Origin of the sequence: Streptomyces sp. NPDC056128, assembly GCF_042263835.1 — a bacterium.
Classification (GTDB): Bacteria; Actinomycetota; Actinomycetes; order Streptomycetales; family Streptomycetaceae; genus Streptomyces.
This window is the reverse complement of record NZ_JBHJVQ010000004.1, coordinates 56,185-64,079: the sequence shown is the minus strand read 5'-3', so window position 1 is coordinate 64,079 and position 7,895 is coordinate 56,185. Positions and strand designations below refer to the sequence as shown.

Below are 7,895 nucleotides of genomic sequence, written 5' to 3'. Positions count from 1 at the left end.
GAAGAGAATGATGGCCGAGTCCGAGAAGCCGGACACCAGGATCGTCGAGGCGCTGCGCGCCTCGATGAAGGAGATCGAGCGGCTGCGCGAACGCAACGGAGCGCTCACCGCCGCCGCCCGGGAACCGATCGCGATCGTCGGCATGGCGTGCCGCTACCCGGGCGGGGTCCGCTCGCCCGAGGACCTGTGGCGCCTGCTCACCGACGAACGCGAAGGCATCGGCGTCTTCCCCGACGACCGCGGGTGGGACCCCGACCTGTACGACGCGCAACCGGGCGTACCCGGGCGTTCCTACACCCGTGAAGGCGGCTTCCTCTACGACGCGGGTGACTTCGACGCCTCGTTCTTCGGCATCAGTCCTCATGAAGCGCTGGTCATGGACCCGCAGCAGCGGCTCCTCCTCGAGGGTTCGTGGGAGGCGCTGGAGAACGCGGGCATCGACCCGCTGTCGCTGCGCGGCAGCCGCACCGGCGTCTACGCCGGCGTGATGTACCACGACTATTTCGGCAGCTTCGGCTCCGGCAGTGTGGTCTCGGGCCGGGTCGCCTACACCCTCGGTCTGGAGGGACCGGCGCTCACCATCGACACGGCGTGCTCGTCGTCCCTGGTGGCCCTGCACCTCGCCGCGCACGCCCTGCGTCAGGGCGAGTGCACGCTCGCCCTGGCCGGCGGAGTGTCCGTGATGGCCTCGCCCGGAACCTTCGTCGAGTTCAGCCGGCAGGGAGCGCTCTCCCCGGACGGCCGCTGCCGGTCCTATTCCGACGACGCCGACGGCACCGGGTTCTCCGAAGGACTCGGGGTGCTGGTGTTGGAGCGGTTGTCGGATGCGCGTCGGTTGGGGCATCGGGTGTTGGCGGTGGTGCGGGGTTCGGCGGTGAATCAGGATGGTGCGTCGAATGGGCTGACGGCGCCGAATGGTCCGTCGCAGCGGCGGGTGATCGGTCAGGCGTTGGCGGCTGCGGGGGTGTTGGCGTCTGAGGTGGATGTGGTGGAGGGGCATGGTACGGGGACGGCGTTGGGTGATCCGATTGAGGCGCAGGCGTTGTTGGGGGTGTATGGGCAGGGGCGTGGGGTGCCGTTGTGGTTGGGGTCGGTGAAGTCGAATGTGGGGCATACGCAGGCGGCTGCGGGTGTGGCGGGTGTGATGAAGATGGTGTTGGCGTTGGGGGAGGGGTGGTTGCCGCGGACGTTGCATGTGGGGGTGGGGTCGCGGCAGGTGGATTGGGGTGTGGGGCGGGTGGAGTTGTTGTCGGAGGGGCGTTCGTGGGTGCGGGGTGGCCGGGTGCGTCGGGCGGGGGTGTCGTCGTTCGGGATCAGTGGGACGAACGCGCATGTGATTCTGGAGGAGGCACCGGCCGACGACATCGACACCCCCACCGAGCCCGAACCCGATGCGGCCGGTGTGATCCTGCCCCTGTCCGCCCGTTCCGCGACCGCCCTCGCGGCGCAGGCCGAGCGGCTGCGGACGTTCCTCGTGGACCGCCCCGAGCTGCCGCTGCCCGCCGTGGCCCGAGCCCTGGGCACACGACGCGCGGCGCTCCCGCATCGGGCGGCCGTCGTCGGGAGCGACCGGCGACAGCTCCTGGCGGGCCTGAGCGCCCTCACCGAGGGTGCTCCTTCCGTCACGGTGCTGACCGGCCGGGCCCGCACCGGTGGACGCACGGCGTTCCTGTTCACGGGTCAGGGCGCGCAGCGCCTGGGCATGGGCCTCGAACTACGCGCCCACTACCCGGTGTTCGCCGAGGCGTTCGACGAGATCGCCGCCCACATGAAAATGGACCTCCTGGGTGTCCTCGCCGGAGACGACGAGGAGGCCGTCCACCGGACCGAGTACGCGCAGACCGCCCTGTTCGCCTACGAGGTGGCCCTGTTCCGGCTGCTGAGCTCGTTCGGCGTCCGTCCCGACGTACTGGCGGGGCATTCCGTCGGGGAGATCGCCGCAGCCCATGTCGCGGGCGTCCTGGACCTCCCCGACGCGTGCGCCCTCGTCGCCGCCCGCGGCCGGCTCATGCAGGCGCTGCCCGGGGGCGGCGCCATGGTCGCCGTACAGGCGAGCGAGACCGAGGCGCAGCCTCTGCTGAACGACCGGGTCGAACTGGCCGCGGTCAACGGACCGGAGGCGGTGGTGCTGTCCGGAGACCGGGAGGCGGTCCTGGCCGCCGCGGCGAACTTCGCGAAGACCAAGCGGCTCCGCGTCTCGCACGCGTTCCACTCCTTCCTGATGGACGACATGCTCGACGACTTCCGGGCCGTCGCCGAGCGGCTCACCTATCACGAACCGAGCATCGACCTGGTGTCCGCGCTCTCGGGACGCCCCGCCACCGGGGAGCAGTTGAGGGACCCGGGGTATTGGGTACGGCACGTCCGCCAGACGGTGCGCTTCGCCGACGCGGTGGCCTCCCTCGCCGCATCCGGTACCACCCGCTACGTCGAGATCGGTCCCGATGCCGTCCTGACCGCGCTCGCCCGGGACATCGCCGGCGAGAGCGGGGCCGTCTTCGTCGCCCTCGGCCGACGCCACGTCACTGAGCCGACGGCCCTCCTGTCCGGCCTCGGCCGGCTGCACACCGACGGCCTGCCGCTGGACTGGCCGGCCCTCTTCCCCGGTACGCTCCGAGCCGAACTCCCCACGTACGCGTTCCGGCACGAGCGCTACTGGCTGAACACCGACGTCCCCATCACCGCGGATCCGACCGCCGGCCACCGGACCACCGAGCCCCCCGAAAGCGAGCGGACGGAGTCCCTGCGGCAACGGCTGACAGCGGCCACTCCCGAGCGACGGGAGGCCCTGCTCACCGACCTCATCCGCGCCCGAGCCGCGGCGATCCTCGGACACGACGGGCCGGAGGCCGTCGAGGCCGAGGCCCCCTTCCTGGAGGTCGGCATGGACTCGGTGTCCGCCTCCGAACTGCGCAGTGCCCTCGGCGACACCCTGGGCCTCATCATCCCCGCCGGCGCCGTCTTCGACCACCGCACGCCCGCCGCGCTCGCCGCCCACCTGCGCGAGACCTTCGACGAGCGCGGTGACGCGCGGCCCGCTGCCGAAGACGACATCGAGTCCGTCGGCGGCCTGGTACGGCGAGCGGCCGCCGACGGGGTGTGGGAGCGAGCCATCACCCTGCTGCACAGCGCCGCCGACATCCTCCCGGCCTTCTCCTCGGTGGCCGAGTTCGGTCAGGTCCGGGACCCCGTCCGGCTGTCCTCCGGGACCGCGGGACCGCGGCTCTTCTGCCTGCCCTCACCGATGGCTCTGGGCGGCGCCCACCAGTACGCCCGCTTCGCCCGGCACTTCCACGGGCGCCGCGACGTCCTGGTGCCGGACGTGCCCGGCTTCGTTCCGGGCGAACCGCTGCCCAGCTCCGTGGACGCGGTCGTGGAGGTCGTGGCCGAAGGCATCCGTCGCGCCCGCGGGGACGGGCAACCGTACGTCCTCCTGGGGTACTCCTCCGGCGGACAGTTCGCCCACGCGGTGGCCGAGGTGATGGAGAAAGCCGGGGAACCCGCTTCCGGCGTCATCCTGCTGGACACCTACCTGCTGACCGAACAGGGCACCGAGGAGCTCCGGCGCGAGATGTTCAACGGCATGCTGGACCGTGAGTCGTCCGTGGGAGGATTCGGCACCGCGCGTCTGGCCGCGATGAGCCGCTACAGCGAGCTGATCCAGCACTGCCTGCCGGGCGGCCTGACCGCCCCGGTGCTCTTCATCCGGCCCGAAGACCCGTTCGCGCCGGGCCTCGTCGACTGGCGGGCGAGCTGGCAGGGCACCCACGAAATCGCCGAGGTACCCGGTACCCACTTCACGATTCTGGAGGATCGCGCGGCCACGACCGCCCAGGCCGTCGAGGCCTGGCTCACCGCAAACGAGACGGATTGAGGAAAAGAGGCGCGGGGCTTGTCCGAACCGCCCCGCGTTCTCTTCACCAGCTCGCCTCACGGAAATGCGACATCCAGGCCTCAATGTCACAGCGAATGATGTCGGGATCGACATCCAGTCGAACCGCGATTTCCTCGGCCGCCGACTCCGTGTGCCAATTACTGCGCTGCAGGGCAAGCCACATCGTCGTGCCACGCGGGCCGCACCGGTGGTGCTTTCCGGTCCTTGGTGAGAACAACTGCAGGTAACCGTCGGGCTGGACGCTCGCGATCAGCCCCAGGTCATGCCCCATGTCTTCCCGTCCCGTCCGTGCCATAGGGCACTGCCCCTCGTCCGTGAGAACGTCGACTGTCCTGGACACTGAGAATCCCATCGCTCGTCATTCCGGTGTACGCCTCGACGTTACCTGGTTCCCGACTCAGGGACACTGGCCGTGACCCCACCTTTCGAGGGGGTGAAAGATCCGGGCGGGGTGGTGCCAAGTCCCCCCGCCCTACGGCAGTTTTCTCGACCCGCCGGCTCCGTGAAGGTAGAGAAACCTCTACCTTCAATCGGCGAGTTAAGGCCAGTGCGCGGCGTTGGCCGACCGTCCTAATCTGATCCATAGAAACCGCGTGGGAACGCGACACCTCATAGGGGAGCCCCAGTGCAAACATCACACGACCTTCGGACGACGGAGGCGGTACGGCTGGATGCCGTGTCGAAGACCTACGGAGGCGCGGACAGCAGTGTGATCGCGCTCCGGGATTTCTCCATGAGCTTCGCCGGCGCCACCTTCACCGCGGTGATGGGCCCGTCCGGCTCCGGCAAGAGCACCTTCCTGCACTGCGCCGCGGGGCTCGTCCGGCCCACCTCGGGCACGGTCACCGTGGGCGGCACCGATCTCGCCGGCCTGGACGACACCCAGCTGACCGAACTGCGCCGCGACCGGATCGGCTTCATCTTCCAGTCGTTCAACCTGCTGCCTGCCCTGACGGTGCGACAGAACATCACGCTCCCGCTGCAACTCGCCGGCCAGCGCCCCGACAAGGACCTCATCCGCAAGGTGGTGCACCGTGTCGGCCTCGGTGACCGCCTCGGCCATCTCCCCTCCGAGCTGTCCGGCGGTCAGCAGCAGCGCGTCGCCATCGCGCGTGCCCTGGTCACCCGCCCGGCCGTGGTCTTCGCCGACGAGCCCACCGGCGCCCTCGACACCCGGACCGCGGCCTCCGTACTCGGCCTCCTGCGCGAATCCGTCGACACCGCCGGTCAGACCCTGGTCATGGTCACCCACGACCCGGTGGCCGCCTCCTACGCGGACCGGGTGGTCTTCCTCGCCGACGGCAGCTTCGCGGGCGAGCTCTACCGTCCGACGGCCGACGCGGTCGCCGCGCGAATGACCCGGCTCGGCGCCTGGGACGACGAGACGACGCGGCAGACGACGCCGGTGACCACCGGAGGACTGCACTGATGTGGCGCCTCGCCCTGCGCACCCTGAAGTTCCGGCGCGCCAGCTTCGTCGCGACCTTCCTCGCCATGTTCCTCGGCGCCGCGATCGTCATCGGCTGCGGCGGTCTGATGGAGACCGGCGTCCGGATGGCGGCGGAGCCGCAGCGCCTCGACGGCGCGCCCATCGTGGTCACCGGTGAACAGTCCTACGACGGCGCCGCGCTCTCCGAGCGCCACCGCATCGATCCGGACCTCCTCGGAGAGGTCGCCCGGACCGAAGGCGTCCGCGAAGCGGTCGCGGACGTGTCCTTCCCCGCCACCGTCCTCAAGGACGGCAAGCCGCTGACCGACGAGGACGCCTCCCTCGGGCAGGGCTGGGCCAGCGCCCGGCTCACCCCCTATACCCTCGCCGCCGGTGGATCCCCCGCCGCCGGCGGCGAGGTCGTCCTCGACGCGGGACTCGCCGACCGCGCGGGCGTCCGCGCCGGATCGTCGGTCGACATCGTCGTACGCGGCGCCACCGAGCGCTTCACCGTCAGCGGCGTCGCCGAACAAGACGGCGACCGCAACCCCGACGCGGCGGTGTTCTTCAGCGACGACACGGCCCGAAGCCTGGCCGGCGGGCAGATCGACTCCATCGGCGTCCTCCCGCAGAGCGGAGCCGGCACCGCCGCGGTCGCCGACGCGGTCCGGTCCGCCGTCGGAGATCGGGCCGAGGTGCTCACCGGCGAGCAGCGGGGCCTGGCAGAACTGCCGGGCACCCTCGCCAGCCAGCGCACCGTCGTCATCCTCGCGGCCATCTTCGGCTCCTCCGTCGTGCTGATCGTGATGTTCGGCGTCGCCTCCACCCTCGGGCTCTCACTCCAGCAGCGTGCCCGCGAGATGGCCCTGCTGCGCGCGGTGGGCTCCACCCCCCGCCAGCTGAGCCGCATGATCCTGAGCGAGACGGCGGTCCTGTCCGTGGCCTCGGTGCTGCTGGCCCTCTGGCCGGGCTATCTCCTGGGCCGGCTGCTGTTCGCCGTGCTCACGTCGAGCGGAGTCGTGTCGTCGGAGATCGAGTACCACGCGGGCTGGATCCCGATGGCCGTCGGCGCTGTCGTCACGGTACTCGCCGCGGCCGGTGCCACCCGGTTCGCCGGCCGCCGTGCGGCCCGCACCGAGCCGGTCGCCGCCCTGGCCGAAGGCGCCGTGGCCACCCAGTGGTTCAGCCGCACCCGTCTGCTGGTCGCGTTGTTCTTCCTCGCCAACGGCATCGGCCTCGCCATCGCCACCGCCACGGTGATGGAGGACGGCCCCACCCTCGCCAGCACCGCGGGACCCGCCTCGGTCCTGTTCTGCATCGGCCTGGCGCTGCTCGCCCCCGGCATCACCAAGGTGATGGTCGCCCTGCTGCGACCGCTGGTGCGCGCCTTCTCGGGCATCTCCGGACAACTGGCCCTGCGCAACGCGAGCACGGCCGGCGTCCGTATGGCGGGTGCCGTCGCCCCCATCCTGCTGCTCGTCGGCATCGCCACGGGCACCCTGTACATGCAGTCGACCGAGAACGAGGTGTCCAGGAGCTCGTACGACCAGAACGTCCTGGCCGACCACGTCCTCGACTCCTCCACCGGCGGATTCGCTCCCGGCGTGGTCGACAGGGTGCGCGAGACGCCCGGGGTGCGCGCGGCCTCCGAGTTCGTCACCAGCCGCGGCTTCGTCGACGCCCCGGACGGGCGGGTCGATGCCGACCTCCGGGGTGTGTCCGCCGACGGAGTGCGGCAGATCCTCGACCTGCGCCCTGTGGCGGGTTCGCTGGACGACCTGCGCGACGACACCGTCGCACTCTCCGACAAACAGGCGGAGGAGTACGGCGTGAGCGTCGGCGACCGGCTGCCGATGCACCTCGGCGACGGCACCGCGGTACGCCCCACAGTCGTGGCTCTCTATGCCGACAACCCCAAGCAGCCGTACCTGACTCTGCCTTCGGAGACCCTCGCCCCGCACACCGGCGACGGGCTCGCGGACCAGATCCTGGTGCGTGCGGATCCGGGTGCCTCGGAGCGAGCCCAGACCGAGCTGGCCTCGCTGACCCGGACACTGCCCGGCACCGAGCTGGACGACGCGTCCTCACTGGCCGGCCGGAACAACCAGATCCAGCAGATCCTGGTCGCGGCCAACTACACCATCGTCGCGATGATCGTCGGCTACGCCGCCATCACCGTCGTCAACACACTCGTCGCCGTCACCCGCAAACGGCGCGCCGAGTTCGGCCTTCAGCAGCTCACCGGCGCCACACAACGCCAAGTACTCGACATGCTGACCGTCGAGGGCGTGCTCATCGCGGTCATCGCCATCGTCCTCGGCACGATCGCCTCGGCGACCACCATCGTGCCCTACAGCATGGTCAAGGCCGACTCCTACCTCCCCTCCGGCTCCATCGGCACCTACCTCGCCATTGTCGGCGGTTCCCTGATCCTGGTCTTCGGGGCCACCCTGCTGCCCGCCATGCGGGGCATGCGTACCCCCGCCATCGAGACGGTGAAGGCCGCGTGAGTCACATCAGTGCCGGGCCGCCCTCGACATCCCCCGCCGAGGGCGGCCCTCTCTCCACCCT

4 protein-coding genes are annotated in these 7,895 nt (G+C 70.8%); 3 read left to right on the top strand and 1 reads right to left on the bottom strand.

The window, feature by feature from the left end:
• Positions 1-10 precede the first annotated feature (10 nt).
• A complete protein-coding gene (locus ACFC1X_RS11130) occupies positions 11-3,874 on the top strand; it encodes a type I polyketide synthase (protein WP_376352130.1) in 3,864 nt (1,287 codons plus the stop codon).
• A 43-nt stretch (positions 3,875-3,917) separates the two neighbouring features.
• On the opposite strand, the gene ACFC1X_RS11125 is transcribed toward ACFC1X_RS11130, so the two are convergent.
• Entirely contained in the window at positions 3,918-4,166 is a 249-nt protein-coding gene (locus tag ACFC1X_RS11125; protein WP_376351181.1) for a hypothetical protein, read from the bottom strand.
• 354 nt (positions 4,167-4,520) lie between these two features.
• Between ACFC1X_RS11125 and ACFC1X_RS11120 the strand changes: the two genes are divergently transcribed.
• Together ACFC1X_RS11120 and ACFC1X_RS11115 are read left to right on the top strand one after the other, a co-directional pair.
• A complete protein-coding gene (locus ACFC1X_RS11120; RefSeq protein WP_376351179.1) occupies positions 4,521-5,324 on the top strand; it encodes an ABC transporter ATP-binding protein in 804 nt (267 codons plus the stop codon).
• Positions 5,324-7,834, top strand: a complete 2,511-nt coding sequence (locus ACFC1X_RS11115) for an FtsX-like permease family protein (protein WP_376351176.1) — start codon at positions 5,324-5,326, stop codon at positions 7,832-7,834. The genes ACFC1X_RS11120 and ACFC1X_RS11115 overlap by 1 nt, the downstream gene beginning before the upstream one ends.
• The last annotated feature ends 61 nt before the right edge of the window (positions 7,835-7,895 follow it).